This window comes from Rhizobium sp. NPDC090279, assembly GCF_044769665.1.
Classification (GTDB): Bacteria; Pseudomonadota; Alphaproteobacteria; order Rhizobiales; family Rhizobiaceae; genus Rhizobium.
This window is the reverse complement of sequence record NZ_JBIVYI010000016.1, coordinates 57,701-72,064: the sequence shown is the minus strand read 5'-3', so window position 1 is coordinate 72,064 and position 14,364 is coordinate 57,701. Positions and strand designations below refer to the sequence as shown.

Here is a 14,364-nt window from a genome sequence, read left to right as displayed (position 1 = left end):
AGTTTTGCGCGTTCGCGCCTCGCCACTTCGGCCATCTGGCGTTAGGAGATCCACAGGCCGCATGAGCGGACCTAGATTGAACCTGCCCTCCCGCTTCCATCGTCGCCTTGCCAGACAAAGGAGCATGTCATGTTGCTTCCCGTTGGTGCCGTGTCCGCTGTGGGTATGTCCGTTGATAAGCCGATTGTCGCAACGGCTGAAACCTCCGGGCTTCAGACGACGGCAACGCCGCTTGCCGTTCTGTCGAGTACCGTCAATGCCAGCGTCGAGGGCAAGCTGAACATGCTGCTGATGGCGGCTCGCGAGCGCATGCTCGACAGCCTGCTTTCCGCGATCGATGCCGCCAGCAAGGTGGTGAATGTGTCCCGTCAACCGGGCGAGAGCAATACCGTCTATGCGCAGCGCGTTGCCGCCGCAATCCGCAGCCTGACGCCGCCGCAGCTTGCCGCCGCGCAGCAGCGCATGGATGCGCAGATGCGAACGCCGTTGCCGTTGCCGCTTCTGGCGTCAGCATTGCAGGACCCGGAAAGCCCGCAGGCGGTTCAGCTGGCTCTCAGCCTGGAACAGGCATCGGCTGCCGAACCGGATGCCGCGCTGAAGGCCGTCGTCAATTCTTATGGTCAGAATGCCGCCGAGGTGGAAACGCCAGTTCCGCAGGCGCCGACATCGGCCCCGCTGCAGAAGGCGGCAAATCTAGCCGCGCTGGCAACGGCGCTTGCCGTGGCCGCAGAAGAACCGATTTCCGCTATCCCCGCGCCTGCGCCTACGATGACCACGACGGCGACGGCACAGCCGACGCCGCAGCCGGGCGTTCCCGTTCAATCTCAATCCGCGCCGGCTGCTGCCCAGACGGCCCCCGCACAGCCGCTCGCGCAAAACGGAACTGCCGTAGCCCCGCCAGCCGCGCCAGTCGGTAGTAGCGGCATCGCAACCTCCACGGTCCAGCCTTCCGAGCTCGCGTCCCTTGTCGATGATCTGACTGCGGGTGTAGTGCTGACCGCGATCGCCGCCGAAGCCGAACTTCCGATCGAAGTCGCATTGATCCGGTCGCCGCTGACGCCGCCGCCGGTACCGCGCGATATCCAGCAGATCGCAGCCGATATCAAACAGGGCCTGCAGGTCGTCATCAGCCCGCCCGCGATGGCGACCGATCCCGACCTTTTGCAGATCATCAACAATCCCTCGTCTTCCGTTGAGAAGATCATTGCGCAGGCGCTGACCGGCAATGCGGCGGCGCAAGCGTCTTCCGCGCAGCCGCCGGCCGTTAGTGAAAGCGCCAGGGGCCCGGCTGCGGCAACGGCCGTGCCGGCGTCATTCGCGGGCCAGCCCGAAGCACCCGCGGACGCTGCTCTATCTTCCGGCAAGCCACAGCTGCAGGCGTCGTCCGCAGCACCCATGGCACTCTATGAGACCGCGGAGCCGGCGGGAATGACGGCGCCTTTGCCGCTCGGCGTTCCTTTCGTCGTGGCGAATTATCTGCCGACAGATACCCCCATCAAGAACAGCGAATCGAAACTGCTCAATCGCGTCGATCCCGTCGGCGATGAGGAGGGCGGGCAGGCTCAGGATGAAGAGGCCCCGCAGGATCAGGATGAGAGCGAGGCTCATCCGGAGGAAACATCGGCGCAAGCGGTAGAGGAGACTTCCGGCGAAGCGGAAGCGGGATCAGCCTCCGCCCAGGACGATGGCGCTGCGCCGGAGCTCGTTGCCTTGCCGCAGCCTTTGCGTGACCCCTTGCACGACCATGCCTTCGATTTTTATCGGCGCATGGTGGCCTGGGAATAGAGCAATTCCAGGAAAAGTGCATAGCGGTTTTCCGTCCGGACTTGCGTAAAAACAAAAGGATAGAGCGTTTTCGCGATTCGAAGAAAAGCGGAAAGGCTCTAGAAGGCGTCGAATTGGAATAGCCGGCACGGACGTGGCGCGACGGACATAAGAAAAACCCGCCGGATCGCTCCGGCGGGTCTTTTATTTCCAGGCTTCTACCGAAGATTATTCGGCGTTGCGGTTCTTCAGAGCCGCACCCAGGATGTCGCCGAGCGAAGCGCCCGAGTCGGACGAACCGAACTGAGCAACGGCTTCCTTCTCTTCTGCGATTTCCAGAGCCTTGATCGACAGCATGATCTTGCGGTCCTTCTTGGAGAAGTTGGTGACGCGGGCGTCGACAACCTGACCAACAGAGAAACGCTCCGGACGCTGTTCGTCACGGTCACGCGACAGATCGGCGCGGCGGATGAACGAGGTCATGTCTTCGTGGTTGACGAGCTTGACTTCGATGCCGCCGTCGTTGACTGCGATGATTTCGCAGGAAACGACTGCATTCTTGCGCAGGTCGCCGGAAGCGGCTGCTTCGCCGACTGCATCCTTGCCGAGCTGCTTGATGCCGAGCGAGATGCGTTCCTTCTCGACGTCGACGTCGAGAACGACAGCCTTGACGACGTCACCCTTGTTGAACTCCTCGATGACCTGTTCGCCCGGACGGTTCCAGTCGAGGTCGGAGAGGTGCACCATGCCGTCCACATCGCCGTCGAGGCCGATGAACAGGCCGAATTCGGTCTTGTTCTTGACTTCGCCTTCGACTTCGGTGCCGGCCGGATGGTTGCGGGCAAATGCAGCCCACGGGTTTTCGAGCGTCTGCTTCAGGCCAAGCGAGATACGGCGCTTGGTCGGATCGACTTCGAGAACGACCACTTCGACTTCCTGGCTCGTGGACAGGATCTTGCCGGGGTGAACGTTCTTCTTGGTCCAGGACATTTCCGAGATGTGGATCAGGCCTTCGATGCCCGGCTCCAGCTCGACGAACGCACCGTAGTCGGTGATGTTCGTGACGGTGCCGGAAATCTTCTTGCCTTCCGGATACTTGGCCTGGATGCCATCCCACGGATCGCTCTCGAGCTGCTTCATGCCGAGCGAGATGCGGTGGGTTTCCTGGTTGATGCGGATGATCTGTACCTTGACCTGCTGGCCGATGGACAGGATTTCCGACGGATGGTTCACACGGCGCCATGCCATGTCGGTGACGTGCAGCAGGCCGTCGATGCCGCCGAGGTCAACGAACGCACCGTAATCGGTGATGTTCTTGACGACGCCGTCAACAACCTGGCCTTCTTCGAGGTTCTGAACGATTTCAGAACGCTGCTCGGCACGGGACTCTTCCAGAACCGTACGACGCGAAACGACGATGTTGCCGCGGCGCTTGTCCATCTTGAGGATTTCGAAGGGCTGCGGGTTGTGCATCAGCGGGGTGACGTCGCGGATCGGACGGATGTCGACCTGCGAGCGCGGCAGGAAGGCGATAGCGCCGTCGAGATCGACGGTGAAGCCGCCCTTGACCTGGTTGAAGATGACGCCTTCAACGCGTTCGCCAGCTTCGAACTTGACTTCGAGCTTGATCCAGCTTTCTTCGCGGCGAGCCTTTTCGCGCGAGAGAACGGCTTCGCCAAGCGCGTTTTCGATACGCTCGACGTAGACTTCGACTTCATCGCCGACCTTGAGCGTGCCGTCCTTGGCGCGCGCACCGAATTCCTTCAGCGCGATGCGGCCTTCGACCTTGAGGCCGACGTCCACAACGGCGACGTCCTTCTCGATGGCGGTGACGATGCCCTTGGTGACATAGCCTTCGGCCAGGTCATTCTTGGCAAAGGACTCTTCGAGAAGAGCTGCGAAATCTTCGCGAGAGGGGGTTGTTACAGACATAAAATCTCCTGGCGTGTCCCGATCATGCAATCTGGACACTGACGCGCCGGTGGTTCGCGTTAAACGGGCCTGACCCCAGTCCGCCTCCCTATCGGGAAGCTATCCGGCGCTTGGACGGAATGTCAGGCTTATATAAATTGGCGGCTCCGTGCGCTAAGCACGCGAAAGCCGCTCGCATTTTCAGGCATTTCGGCTCAGAGCGGTGTCGACGATCGACTTTGCCGTCTGAAACGCCGCTTCTATACTCATTTCTGAGGTATCAAGCAAGTATGCGTCTTCGGCCGGCTTCAGCGGGCTGTCGGTGCGGCCCATATCCCGCTCATCGCGCCGCTTCACGTCTTCGAAGATGGCGTCGTAATCGGCATTGCCGCCGGCTTCGACGATCTCCTCGTAACGGCGCTTGGCACGGACCTCGGCCGAGGCCGTCACGTAGAATTTCACCGGCGCTTCCGGGCAGACGACGGTGCCGATATCGCGGCCGTCAAGCACTGTGCCGGGCTCCTTGCGTGCGAATTTCTGCTGCATTTCGCGTAACGCAGTACGCACGGTCGGCATGACGGCGATCTTCGATGCAGCTTCGCCGATCTCGTGTCGGGAAAGAACGGCCCGGTCGAGCCCGGCCAGATCGACCTTGCGCGCGATTGCCTCGGCAACGGCTTCGTCATCAAGCGGCAATCCTGCATCGAGCAGGGCCTTGGCGGTCGCGCGGTAGGTAAGGCCGGTATCGAGATGATGATAGCCATAGGCCTCGGCGATCCGACGTGCCAGAGTTCCCTTGCCGGCAGCCGCTGGTCCGTCGATGGCAATGATCATGTCTTCTCTGTCCCTAGCCGGTCTCTCGTTATTTGCTGTAGCGACGCACCAGATCGGCCATTTCAGCCGCCTCCGTACGATCGATCGTCGTAAGGCCCTCGGCGACGCCCTGTCGATCAGCCAGCGGCCGGTTCTGGCTCACCTTCCATTTGCCGTCAATCGTCTCGATGTCGATTTCGATGCCGACGATGCCTTTCATCTGGGCTGCGATGAATTCCGGTGGGGCGTCTTCCACCGCCCAGGGCTGCGCGCGGTCGCTCTCGTTTTCCCCGGTCAGCGCGCCGATCTGCGCACGCAGCCAGGCGGGGTCCTCGATCGTCCGCGCGGCTCCGCGCACCTGCACGATCGCATAGTTCCAGGTTGGCACCACCTTGCCGGTTTCCCGCTTCGTCGCATACCAGGATGGCGTGATATAGGTGTCGGCGCCCTGGAAGACGACAAGTACGGGGGCGCCCGCCGCAATCTCCTTCAGCTGACCGTTCGCTCTGGCGAGATGCGCTTGCAGCGTACCCTTGGGCGAGAGCTCCGTATTCAGGTGGAACGGCACGGGATTGGCGATCAGCCCGCCATCGCCGGCCGTAATGAGCAGTCCCAGCGGATGGGCGCGGATCAGCTGGTGCTGCGTGCCGAGATCGTCTTCGCGATGATGTGGAGGCTGATACATGGCTTCGGTCCGTTTTGCTGCGCAATCTCCAAAACCCCGCATGGCAAGGTTTCGAATGGCCAATGGCGCGGTCTATCAGTCTCTGGCTTCGATCGTCGCGCCCAATCTTGTCATCATAGCAAAAAATTCCGGAAAGCTGGTAGCGACCATGGCGGAATCGTCGACCGAAACCGGATGTTCGCTCGCCAGCCCCATGACGAGGAAACTCATGGCGATGCGGTGATCGAGATGGGTCCTGACGTCGCTACCGCTGGCATTGCCAAGGCCCTTGCCCTCGGGCCTGCCCTGAACCGTCAGCGAATCCTTGCCTTCGATGCAGTCGACGCCGTTGAGCTTCAGCCCCTCGGCGACGGCGGAGAGCCGGTCGGATTCCTTCACCCGCAGTTCTTCCAGCCCCTGCATGATCGTCGTGCCGTCCGCAAAGGCAGCGGCGACCGCCAGCACGGGATACTCGTCGATCATCGACGGCGCGCGCTCCGCCGGAACGGTAACGGCCTTGAGCGCCGAGGACCGCACGCGCAGATCGGCGACATCCTCGCCTCCCGTCACGCGCGGGTCGAGCATCTCGATATCCGCGCCCATCTCCTGCAGCGTCAGGATGAGGCCGGTGCGCGTCGGGTTCATCAGCACGTTGCGGATGGTGATGTCGGAACCGGGCACGATCAATGCGGCTACCAGCGGGAAGGCGGCGGAGGAGGGATCGCCGGGAACGTCGATCGTCTGGCCCGCGAGCCTGCCCTGGCCCTCGAGGCGGATGGTGCGCACGCCTGCCGCATCGGCTTCGACCGAAAGCGCCGCGCCGAAGCCCACGAGCATCCTTTCGGTGTGGTCGCGGGTCTGGACGGGTTCGATGATTGTCGTGATGCCGGGCGCGTTGAGACCGGCCAGCAGCACGGCCGATTTGACCTGCGCCGAGGCCATCGGCACGCGATAGGTCAGCGGGCTCGCCACAGGAGGCCCATGCAGGATGACGGGCAGCCGGTCGCCCTCGGCGGCCCTGACCTGCGCTCCCATCAGGCGCAGCGGATCGAGAATGCGGGCCATCGGCCGCTTGGAAAGCGAAGCGTCGCCGATGAAGGTGGTTTCGAAATCGTAGGAACCGACGAGGCCCATGGTCAGGCGGGAGCCGGTGCCGGCATTGCCGAAATCGAGCGGTGCCTCCGGCGCCAGCAGCGCGCCATTGCCGGTGCCGCTGACGATCCACGCGTCGCCGTCCCTGCGGATCGCAGCGCCGAGCGCCTGCATGGCCCTGCCGGTATTCAGCACATCCTCGCCTTCGAGCAGGCCAGTGATACGGGTTTCGCCCGCGGCAAGGCCGCCGAACATCAGGGAGCGATGGGAGATGGATTTATCGCCGGGAATGCGGATCGAGCCGAAAAGGCCGGCCGAGCGGCGCGCCACGGCTGGCTGGGGAAGAGTATCGCGCGGCATGGGCAATTCCTTTGCGATGCCGGTATTTCCGCCGCATTCTGTGCTGGCTGCTATCGTCCTTGGCCAGATGTTCTGCGGTTCACGCCAGCTGGTTAGCACGGGCCCGTTCCCCAGTCATCCCGCCATGTGCGAAAAGCGCGTGCAAAGCGGCATGAAGTTTAGCTTTGACAGATACGGCCGCAACGATTAAGGGGACCGGCTGATATTTCCCTTAAAACGCCGGCTTCCCCGGCATTGCCGAATTTTCATTCGGCCATTGATGAGGCTTTGACAGTGGCGAAAACGGAACTTGGAACAAAACGTACCGACCCCGATACCGGCAAAAAGTTCTATGACCTGAACCGGGACCCGGTGGTCTCGCCCTATACCGGCAAGTCCTGGCCCTTGTCCTTCTTCGAAGAAACTTCGGCTTCGAAGGAAGTTCCGGAAGAAGAGGAAGTGGCCGAAGTCGATACCGAAAACACCGAAGTCGAACTGGTATCTCTCGAGGATGCCGACGAAGCTGCAAGCGGCGACGATATTCCGGATATGGGCGACGACGATGTCGAAATCGGCGACGATGACGACGATACCTTCCTCGAAGCCGACGAAGATGAAGACGATGACGACATGAGCGACATCATCGGCGTCACCGGCGACGAAGACGACGTCTGATCTGAAAGACAATCGGCCCGGACTTAAGAAAAGTTTCCCGGGCCGAATTTTTCGGCTTGCTATCTGTGAAAACCACAAGTAATAAGCCGCCACCCCGACGGGCAAAGCGCTTCGAAGGGACCCAGGGCCGGTCAAACGGCACCATCTTGATGGGGCTATAGCTCAGCTGGGAGAGCGCTTGCATGGCATGCAAGAGGTCAGCGGTTCGATCCCGCTTAGCTCCACCACGCTTCGCCCTTACGGGCTTCGCGTGGCGCAGCCGCGGGAAACCGTTAGGCCGAAGCAGTGCCCGGCATAGCCCGCAGGGCGACGACGGGCTGAAATATTGTCAAACATTTCCAGCTACAACGACAAGCTCGATTGCGTATAGAATTTGCGTTCGAATCACCGGATGCCAATTGATCGAGATGCGGATGTGGTACGTTTACATCCTTCAAAGCGCGAATTTTCCAGATCAGCAATATACCGGATCGACCTCGGACCTTAAGCAACGGCTTGCCGACCACAATACCGGTAAGTCGACCCATACCGCAAAGTTCACGCCATGGGTTCTTCATTGGTATTCGGCGTTTCCGGACAAATATCGCGCATTGGAATTTGAGGCCTATCTAAAATCACACTCAAGCAGAGCCTTTGCAAAGAAGAGGCTGCTTTAAACAAGCTTGTCCGCTTTTCGCATATCGATGATTTGATAAATCCTCCGCATCCGCCCAACTTCATGCTAGCCTCCCATCCTCCTTAACCCACCTCGAATCGCCAATGACCAGACAGCGCCGCCGTCGTCTCATCCGGACCCGCCGTACCGTGACGGGGCTTTCGCTTGTCGCCTCGATCGCCTTTCTCGCCGGCATGACCGATGCCGTCGGGCTGATGCTCACCGGGAATTTCGTGTCCTTCATGACCGGCAATACGACGCGGGCGGCGATTGCGCTCGGGACGGGGGATTTCGGCCATGCGGCGGTGCTGTTCTCGGCCATTCTGACATTCATTGCCGGCAATGCGCTCGGGATCGTCGTGGCGCATGCCGCAAGCCGGCGGGCTTTCGTCGTGCTGGCCTGCGTCAGCATCCTTCTGGCGACAGCGGCGGGTTTTGCGGCGCCGTCGCTGGTTCTGGTGCAATTCTATCTGGTGGTGCTTGCCATGGGCATGGTCAATGCCACGGTCGAGCACATAGAAGGCCTGCCGATCGGGCTGACCTATGTGACCGGCGCTCTCTCGCGGTTCGGTCGCGGCATCGGCCGCTTCCTGCTGGGTGACCGGGATTTTGCCTGGAGGGTGCAGATCGTGCCCTGGAGCGGCATGATATCGGGCGCGGTCATCGGCGCGCTACTCGCCAATGCCCTCGGTGCCGGGGCGCTCTGGCTGGTTTCGTTGGTTGCGCTCGCGCTCGCGCTTGTCACCCTTTTGATCCCCCGCCCGCTGCAGCGCCGCTTCAACCAGCGGCTGATGATTGCCGCTCCAATGGCGCAGCGATCGAAATAGCCACATTGCAGCGCACAAAATCTGCTAGGGAGGAAAGCGAATCGTTTTGCCGACAAGCGTAAGGATGTGCCGTGTTCGTTTTTTCGAAACTTGTCTGGATCTTCGGTCAGCCTTTGTCGCTGGCGTTCCTCTTCGTTCTCCTGGCCTTCATTGCCGCGCTCCTGCGCTGGCGCGTGACCACGATCACCTCGGCGCTGCTATCGGCGCTGATCCTGTTCGTCTCGCTTTATACGACGGCCGGCGCCTATATCGTTCAGGGGCTGGAAGAGCGCTTTCCGCACGCCGCCGCCGATCCGGCCGATCTCAAATGCATGATCGTGCTCGGTGGCGCCACGCAGAACGAAGTGACGACCGCCCGCGGCGGCTATGAGCTCGATTCGGCCGGCGATCGCCTGATCGAGGCGCTGCGGCTGGCGCAGAAATACCCGCAGGCGCGCATCGTCATTTCGGGCGGCGATGGCTCGATCGGCGGGACGTATGAGGGCGATGCCGTCATTTCCGAGCGTTTCTTCACCGCGCTCGGCATCCCGACAAGCCGCATGGTCGAGGACAAGACCTCGCGCACCACCTTCGAGAATGCGGTCAACACCAAGGAGCTGCTCGCCCAGAACGGGCTTTCGGATTGCCTTTTGATTACCTCCGGCTTCCATATGCCGCGCTCGATGGGCATCTTCCGCAAGCAGGGCATCGACGTTGTGCCCTGGCCGGTCGATTATCGCAGCACCGGCAAGGAAAGGCTCGGCCTCGATTTCACGCAGCCCTCGCGGAATGCGCAGCTCTTGGCGACCGGACTGCGTGAATGGGTCGGCCTCGTCGGCTATTACCTCGTCGGCCGCACATCGGCGCTTTACCCCGGACCGTGACTACGTGTCCCGGACCGTACAATCTGTCCGCGCCCTGATGGCTACTTCTTCGAGATCGTGACGAACTTGACGCCGCGCACCCTGACGGTGATTTCGCAGACGGCCTCGCCATCCTTGCGGTCGCAGAAGCGTGGGTGCATCTTCATGACCAGCACCATGTTGCCGAAACGCTGGATGAAATCGTAGCCGTAGGTCTGTGCCGTTGCGATGAGCAGATATCCACCCTCGGCCACCTGGACATAGAAATTGTAGGGGCATCCCTCGTCGGTGCAATAGGCCCTTTTTTCGCCCTTGCAGGTGATCTCGCCCTCGTTGATGACGATATCCATCAACTTGTCGTTGTTGATGTCCTGCTCGGTGGCGAAATGGTCGCCGAAACTCACCTGTCCGTCACAGCTCTTGGTGAAGTGATCCTTTTCGAAGGCCACGGGGTCCTGCAGGATCGATTGCTGTGCCTCGGCCACGGCGGGCATGACCACGAATGCGACGAGGTTGAGGATTACGATCAACAGGGATTTCACGGGGGATTCCTCTTCGAAGCGCCGTTGCGGCCACGATAACAGCCGTAACCGCCGCGACATCTTTGCACGCGCCTGCTTGCGCGGCCCTTGCCGTCGTGATTCATTTCGAAGAAATCGCCGGTGTCCCGTTGGAGTGTTCGATGTCGCTTCTCTCGTTTCTTGACTATGCCGGCGTCGCCCTTTTTGCCGCAACCGGCGCGCTCGCCGCCTCGCGCAAACAGCTTGATCTGATCGGTTTCCTGTTTTTGGCGGCGGTCACCGGCATCGGTGGCGGCACGCTGCGCGATATTGTCCTTGGCCGGGTGCCGGTCTTCTGGGTGTTGAACCCGACCTACATCATCATCTGCGCGGTAGTGGGGGTGTTGTTTTTCTTTACCGCGCACCTGTTCGAATCGCGGTATCGCTTGCTTCTATGGTTTGATGCTGTCGGGCTATCAGCCTATTGCGTGATGGGGGCGGCCAAAGGCATGGCGGCCACGGGTTCTCCGACTGTCGCCATCGTCACCGGCGCGCTGACGGCCACTTTCGGCGGCATCCTGCGCGATCTGTTGGCGAATGAACCCTCGGTGCTGCTGCGGCCGGAAATCTATGTGACGGCCGCGCTCGTCGGCGCCGGCGTCTTTACCGCCGCCAATGCGACCATGCTGCCGCTCTATGCGTCGGCTGGGCTCGGCGTTGCCGCAGCCTTCGCGGTGCGCGGCGGCGCGCTCTGGTTTGGCTGGACCTTCCCGACCTATCATCACAAGCCCGGCCGGCATCCGGATGATGTCATGTGAAATGGGAGGCAGTAGGAATTAGGCAGTGGGCAATAGCAAAACGGGATGAAACAATTCTACTGTCTATCCTTAACGCTGCTTGCGGCGCAGGCGGATCACGACGTCGACATGGGCGATTTCCATGCCCTTCGGCGGCTCCGGCAAGTTGGCAATCGTCAGATTGCTGATCGGAATATCCAGCACCTCGTTGTGACCTTCCACGAAGAAGTGATGGTGGTCGGACACGTTGGTGTCGAAATAGGTCTTGTTGCTCTCGACGGCGAGAACGCGGATCATGCCGGCTTCGGTGAATTGATGCAGGGTATTGTAGACGGTCGCAAGCGAAACGGGTACGCCCGCGGCAACGGCTTCCTCGTGAAGCTCCTCGACCGTCAGATGCCGGTCGCCCTTGGCGAAGAGAAGATCACCCAGCGCGATCCGCTGCCTGGTCGGCCTCAGGCCGACATTGCGCAGCCTGGTCTCGATCGCGATTTCGGCCTCTACCGCCATTCAGGGACTCCGGATTCCAGATTTCTATAATTCTTCACTAAGCCATATAACTTTTGCCTTGATTGCTTTCAATAGTTTCAATGGGGTGGGAAGGTGCTCAAAAGCCGGAAAAATCGGGCTTTTGCCGCATTTGGCACTGGTAGCGGCTCTGGCGTTCCTGTATGCGACCACCACATAGGAGCTATTGCGTTCGATTGGACGGGCGAATGAGAGTGTGATGGTTGCGCTTCATTTTCTGTCGATCTTGCACTAAAGCTTCACATCCATCGGCATTCATGCGGGGGAAACGGGATTTTTATGACGACGAGACAATCCAGCTTCAACTACGAGGAAATCCTGGCCTGCGGCCGCGGCGAGCTGTTCGGCCCGGGCAACGCACAGCTTCCCCTGCCACCGATGCTGATGGTCCACCGCATTACTGAAATTTCCGAGACCGGTGGCGCCTTCGACAAGGGCTTCATCCGCGCCGAATACGACGTGCGTCCGGATGACTGGTACTTCCCCTGCCATTTTGCCGGCAATCCGATCATGCCGGGCTGCCTTGGCCTCGACGGCATGTGGCAGCTGACCGGCTTCTTCCTCGGCTGGCTCGGCGAGCCCGGCCGTGGCATGGCGTTGTCGACAGGCGAAGTGAAGTTCAAGGGCATGATTCGTCCGGACACGAAGCTTCTCGAATACGGCATCGACTTCAAGCGCGTCATGCGCGGCCGCCTCGTCCTCGGCACCGCCGATGGCTGGCTGAAGGCCGATGGCGAGACCATCTATCAGGCGACGGACCTGCGCGTGGGCCTGTCGAAGGACAAGGTTGCCTGAACTGCGGCACCGCCGCCTCCACCAAGACAGATGTTTTAGAAAAGGTCATCGACATGAGACGGGTAGTTGTTACGGGTCTGGGTATTGTCTCTTCGATTGGAAACAATGCTCATGAAGTGACCGCCTCGCTGCGCGAAGCCAAATCCGGCATTTCCTTCTCCCCCGATTTCGCCGAACACGGCTTCAAGTGCCAGGTCTGGGGTGCGCCGAACATCGATACGACCGACCTGGTGGATCGCCGCGCCATGCGCTTTCTGTCGCAGGGCGGCGCCTGGAACCATGTCGCCATGAAACAGGCGATCGCCGATAGCGGCCTTGAGGAAGGCGATATCAGCAACGAGCGCACCGGCATCATCATGGGCTCCGGCGGCCCGTCGACCCGCACGCTGATCGAGGCGGCCGACATCACCCGCAAGAACAACAGCCCGAAGCGCATCGGCCCCTTCGCCGTGCCGAAGTCGATGTCTTCGACCGCCTCGGCAACGCTTGCGACCTGGTTCAAGATCCACGGCGTCAACTATTCGATCTCGTCCGCCTGCTCGACTTCGGCGCACTGCATCGGCAACGCCGCCGAGATGATCCAATGGGGCAAGCAGGACGTGATGTTCGCCGGCGGCCACGAGGATCTCGACTGGACCATGTCGAACCTATTCGACGCCATGGGCGCGATGTCCTCCGACTTCAACGAGAATCATCCGGAAACGGCCTCGCGCGCCTATGATGCCAAGCGTGACGGTTTCGTCATCGCCGGCGGCGCCGGCGTGCTGGTTCTGGAAGAGCTTGAGCATGCCAAGGCACGCGGCGCCAAGATCTATGCCGAGATCGTCGGATACGGCGCCACCTCCGATGGTTACGACATGGTCGCACCTTCGGGCGAGGGCGCGGTGCGCTGCATGCGCCAGGCAATGGCCACCGTGAAGGGCGACATCGACTACATCAATACCCACGGCACCTCGACGCCGGTGGGCGACAGCAAGGAAATCGGCGCGATCCGCGAAGTCTTTGGCGACAAGATCCCCCCGATCCAGTCGACCAAGTCGCTGACGGGCCATTCGCTCGGCGCAGCGGGCGTGCAGGAATCGATCTATTCGATCCTGATGATGCAGGAGCGCTTCATCGGAGAAAGCGCTCATATCACCGAACTCGATCCGGAATTCGCAGGCGTGCCGATCGTGCGCAAGCGCATCGACGATGCCAAGATCGACATCGCTCTTTCGAATTCCTTCGGCTTCGGCGGCACCAACGCCACGCTCGTATTCCAGCGCTACAACGGATAAGGCAATGACGGGAATCATGCAGGGTAAGCGCGGCCTCATCATGGGCGTCGCAAACAATCACTCGATTGCCTGGGGTATTTCAAAGGCGCTCGCAGCCGAAGGCGCCGAACTGGCTTTCACATTTCAGGGCGAGGCGCTTGGCAAGCGCGTCAAGCCGCTCGCAGCCGAAGTCGGCTCGGACTTCCTGCTGCCTTGCGACGTCGAGGATCTGGCGTCTGTCGATTCCGTCTTTGACGCGATCAAGGAGCGCTGGGGTAAGCTGGACTTCATCGTCCATGCCATCGGCTTTTCCGACAAGAACGAGCTGAAGGGGCTCTATGCCAACACCACGCGGGAGAATTTCACCCGAACCATGGTGATTTCCTGCTTCTCCTTCACCGAGATCGCCAAGCGCGCCGCCGATCTGATGACCGACGGCGGCAGCATGCTGACGCTGACCTATAACGGCTCGACGCGGGTGATTCCGAACTACAACGTCATGGGCGTCGCCAAGGCGGCTCTGGAAGCCTCAGTGCGCTATCTCGCCGCTGACTACGGCCCGCGCGGCATCCGCGTCAACGCCGTTTCCGCCGGCCCGATCCGGACACTGGCCGGCGCCGGCATTTCGGACGCCCGTGCTATCCTGTCGTGGAACCAGCGCAACGCCCCGCTGCGCAAGTCCGTCACCATCGACCAGGTCGGCTCGTCGTCGCTCTATCTCCTGTCGGATCTCTCGGCTGGCGTGACCGGCGAAATCCACTTCGTCGATGCCGGCTATAACATCACCTCGATGCCAACGCTGGAAACGCTGTCGAGCGCGGACGCTGAGTGAGTTTGTCGATCTGAATCGTCCTCTCGGTCCTTGGCCGGGAGGATCAAAGCTCCGGATATCCTTCCAGAGGATTC

The 14,364-nt window shown here is 61.1% G+C and carries 16 protein-coding genes and 1 tRNA gene; 11 read left to right on the top strand and 6 right to left on the bottom strand.

Going from position 1 to position 14,364, the window contains the following annotated elements; translation table 11 throughout:
• Positions 1-129 precede the first annotated feature (129 nt).
• A complete protein-coding gene (locus ACIQWP_RS29500) occupies positions 130-1,785 on the top strand; it encodes a hypothetical protein (RefSeq protein WP_402795410.1) in 1,656 nt (551 codons plus the stop codon).
• 207 nt (positions 1,786-1,992) lie between these two features.
• Here the strand turns inward: ACIQWP_RS29500 and rpsA are convergent, their stop codons facing one another.
• The 4 genes from rpsA to aroA form a co-directional block, all read right to left on the bottom strand.
• The gene (gene rpsA, locus ACIQWP_RS29495) at positions 1,993-3,696 is read right to left on the bottom strand and encodes a 30S ribosomal protein S1 (protein ID WP_402795407.1); all 1,704 of its coding nucleotides are present in this window, start codon (positions 3,694-3,696) and stop codon (positions 1,993-1,995) included.
• Positions 3,697-3,876: 180 nt separating this feature from the next.
• Positions 3,877-4,509 (bottom strand): (d)CMP kinase, encoded by a 633-nt coding sequence (gene cmk, locus ACIQWP_RS29490; RefSeq protein WP_402795405.1) that lies wholly within the window; start codon positions 4,507-4,509, stop codon positions 3,877-3,879.
• Positions 4,510-4,537: 28 nt separating this feature from the next.
• A complete protein-coding gene (locus tag ACIQWP_RS29485; protein ID WP_402795403.1) occupies positions 4,538-5,173 on the bottom strand; it encodes an FMN-binding negative transcriptional regulator in 636 nt (211 codons plus the stop codon).
• Positions 5,174-5,248: 75 nt separating this feature from the next.
• Positions 5,249-6,604 carry a 3-phosphoshikimate 1-carboxyvinyltransferase gene (gene aroA / locus ACIQWP_RS29480; protein ID WP_402795400.1) on the bottom strand — a complete coding sequence of 452 codons (1,356 nt, stop codon included), beginning with the start codon at positions 6,602-6,604 and terminating at the stop codon, positions 5,249-5,251.
• On the opposite strand from aroA, the gene ACIQWP_RS29475 reads away from it, so the two are divergent.
• The 6 genes from ACIQWP_RS29475 to ACIQWP_RS29450 all read left to right on the top strand — a co-directional run bounded on the left by ACIQWP_RS29475 (position 6,603) and on the right by ACIQWP_RS29450 (position 9,603).
• A complete protein-coding gene (locus ACIQWP_RS29475; RefSeq protein ID WP_402795398.1) occupies positions 6,603-6,794 on the top strand; it encodes a hypothetical protein in 192 nt (63 codons plus the stop codon). The genes aroA and ACIQWP_RS29475 overlap by 2 nt on opposite strands.
• 83 nt (positions 6,795-6,877) lie before the next feature.
• A complete protein-coding gene (locus ACIQWP_RS29470) occupies positions 6,878-7,258 on the top strand; it encodes a TIGR02300 family protein (protein WP_402795396.1) in 381 nt (126 codons plus the stop codon).
• A 151-nt stretch (positions 7,259-7,409) separates the two neighbouring features.
• A tRNA-Ala gene (locus ACIQWP_RS29465) sits at positions 7,410-7,485 on the top strand.
• Between the two features lie 186 nt (positions 7,486-7,671).
• The gene (locus tag ACIQWP_RS29460) at positions 7,672-7,914 is read left to right on the top strand and encodes a GIY-YIG nuclease family protein (RefSeq protein ID WP_402795512.1); all 243 of its coding nucleotides are present in this window, start codon (positions 7,672-7,674) and stop codon (positions 7,912-7,914) included.
• A gap of 103 nt (positions 7,915-8,017) precedes the next feature.
• On the top strand, positions 8,018-8,740 hold the full coding sequence (locus ACIQWP_RS29455) for a YoaK family protein (RefSeq protein WP_402795393.1): 723 nt from the start codon (positions 8,018-8,020) through the stop codon (positions 8,738-8,740).
• A gap of 71 nt (positions 8,741-8,811) precedes the next feature.
• Complete coding sequence (locus ACIQWP_RS29450) at positions 8,812-9,603, top strand: YdcF family protein (protein ID WP_402795390.1); 792 nt, start codon at positions 8,812-8,814, stop codon at positions 9,601-9,603.
• Positions 9,604-9,644: 41 nt separating this feature from the next.
• Here the strand turns inward: ACIQWP_RS29450 and ACIQWP_RS29445 are convergent, their stop codons facing one another.
• Entirely contained in the window at positions 9,645-10,124 is a 480-nt protein-coding gene (locus ACIQWP_RS29445; protein WP_402795387.1) for a hypothetical protein, read from the bottom strand.
• Positions 10,125-10,264: 140 nt separating this feature from the next.
• On the opposite strand from ACIQWP_RS29445, the gene ACIQWP_RS29440 reads away from it, so the two are divergent.
• Entirely contained in the window at positions 10,265-10,900 is a 636-nt protein-coding gene (locus ACIQWP_RS29440; protein WP_402795384.1) for a trimeric intracellular cation channel family protein, read from the top strand.
• Between the two features lie 69 nt (positions 10,901-10,969).
• On the opposite strand, the gene irrA is transcribed toward ACIQWP_RS29440, so the two are convergent.
• Positions 10,970-11,389 carry an iron response transcriptional regulator IrrA gene (gene irrA, locus ACIQWP_RS29435; RefSeq protein WP_402795381.1) on the bottom strand — a complete coding sequence of 140 codons (420 nt, stop codon included), beginning with the start codon at positions 11,387-11,389 and terminating at the stop codon, positions 10,970-10,972.
• A gap of 297 nt (positions 11,390-11,686) precedes the next feature.
• Between irrA and fabA the strand changes: the two genes are divergently transcribed.
• The 3 genes from fabA to fabI are packed head-to-tail and all read left to right on the top strand — an operon-like array spanning position 11,687 to position 14,290.
• Entirely contained in the window at positions 11,687-12,202 is a 516-nt protein-coding gene (gene fabA, locus ACIQWP_RS29430; protein WP_402795378.1) for a 3-hydroxyacyl-[acyl-carrier-protein] dehydratase FabA, read from the top strand.
• 53 nt (positions 12,203-12,255) lie between these two features.
• Positions 12,256-13,479, top strand: coding sequence for a beta-ketoacyl-ACP synthase I (gene fabB / locus ACIQWP_RS29425; RefSeq protein WP_402795375.1), 1,224 nt, complete (start codon positions 12,256-12,258; stop codon positions 13,477-13,479).
• A 4-nt stretch (positions 13,480-13,483) separates the two neighbouring features.
• Positions 13,484-14,290 (top strand): enoyl-ACP reductase FabI, encoded by an 807-nt coding sequence (gene fabI / locus ACIQWP_RS29420; RefSeq protein ID WP_402795373.1) that lies wholly within the window; start codon positions 13,484-13,486, stop codon positions 14,288-14,290.
• Positions 14,291-14,364 lie beyond the last annotated feature (74 nt).

Coding starts and splice junctions, on each gene's coding strand:
- rpsA (WP_402795407.1), bottom strand. CDS start 3,696: ATGTCTGTAACAACCCCCTCTCGCGAAGATTTCGCAGCTCTTCTCGAA.
- ACIQWP_RS29440 (WP_402795384.1), top strand. CDS start 10,265: ATGTCGCTTCTCTCGTTTCTTGACTATGCCGGCGTCGCCCTTTTTGCC.
- irrA (WP_402795381.1), bottom strand. CDS start 11,389: ATGGCGGTAGAGGCCGAAATCGCGATCGAGACCAGGCTGCGCAATGTC.
- ACIQWP_RS29475 (WP_402795398.1), top strand. CDS start 6,603: ATGGGCAATTCCTTTGCGATGCCGGTATTTCCGCCGCATTCTGTGCTG.
- aroA (WP_402795400.1), bottom strand. CDS start 6,604: ATGCCGCGCGATACTCTTCCCCAGCCAGCCGTGGCGCGCCGCTCGGCC.
- fabA (WP_402795378.1), top strand. CDS start 11,687: ATGACGACGAGACAATCCAGCTTCAACTACGAGGAAATCCTGGCCTGC.
- ACIQWP_RS29500 (WP_402795410.1), top strand. CDS start 130: ATGTTGCTTCCCGTTGGTGCCGTGTCCGCTGTGGGTATGTCCGTTGAT.
- ACIQWP_RS29485 (WP_402795403.1), bottom strand. CDS start 5,173: ATGTATCAGCCTCCACATCATCGCGAAGACGATCTCGGCACGCAGCAC.
- ACIQWP_RS29460 (WP_402795512.1), top strand. CDS start 7,672: ATGTGGTACGTTTACATCCTTCAAAGCGCGAATTTTCCAGATCAGCAA.
- cmk (WP_402795405.1), bottom strand. CDS start 4,509: ATGATCATTGCCATCGACGGACCAGCGGCTGCCGGCAAGGGAACTCTG.
- fabB (WP_402795375.1), top strand. CDS start 12,256: ATGAGACGGGTAGTTGTTACGGGTCTGGGTATTGTCTCTTCGATTGGA.
- ACIQWP_RS29455 (WP_402795393.1), top strand. CDS start 8,018: ATGACCAGACAGCGCCGCCGTCGTCTCATCCGGACCCGCCGTACCGTG.
- fabI (WP_402795373.1), top strand. CDS start 13,484: ATGACGGGAATCATGCAGGGTAAGCGCGGCCTCATCATGGGCGTCGCA.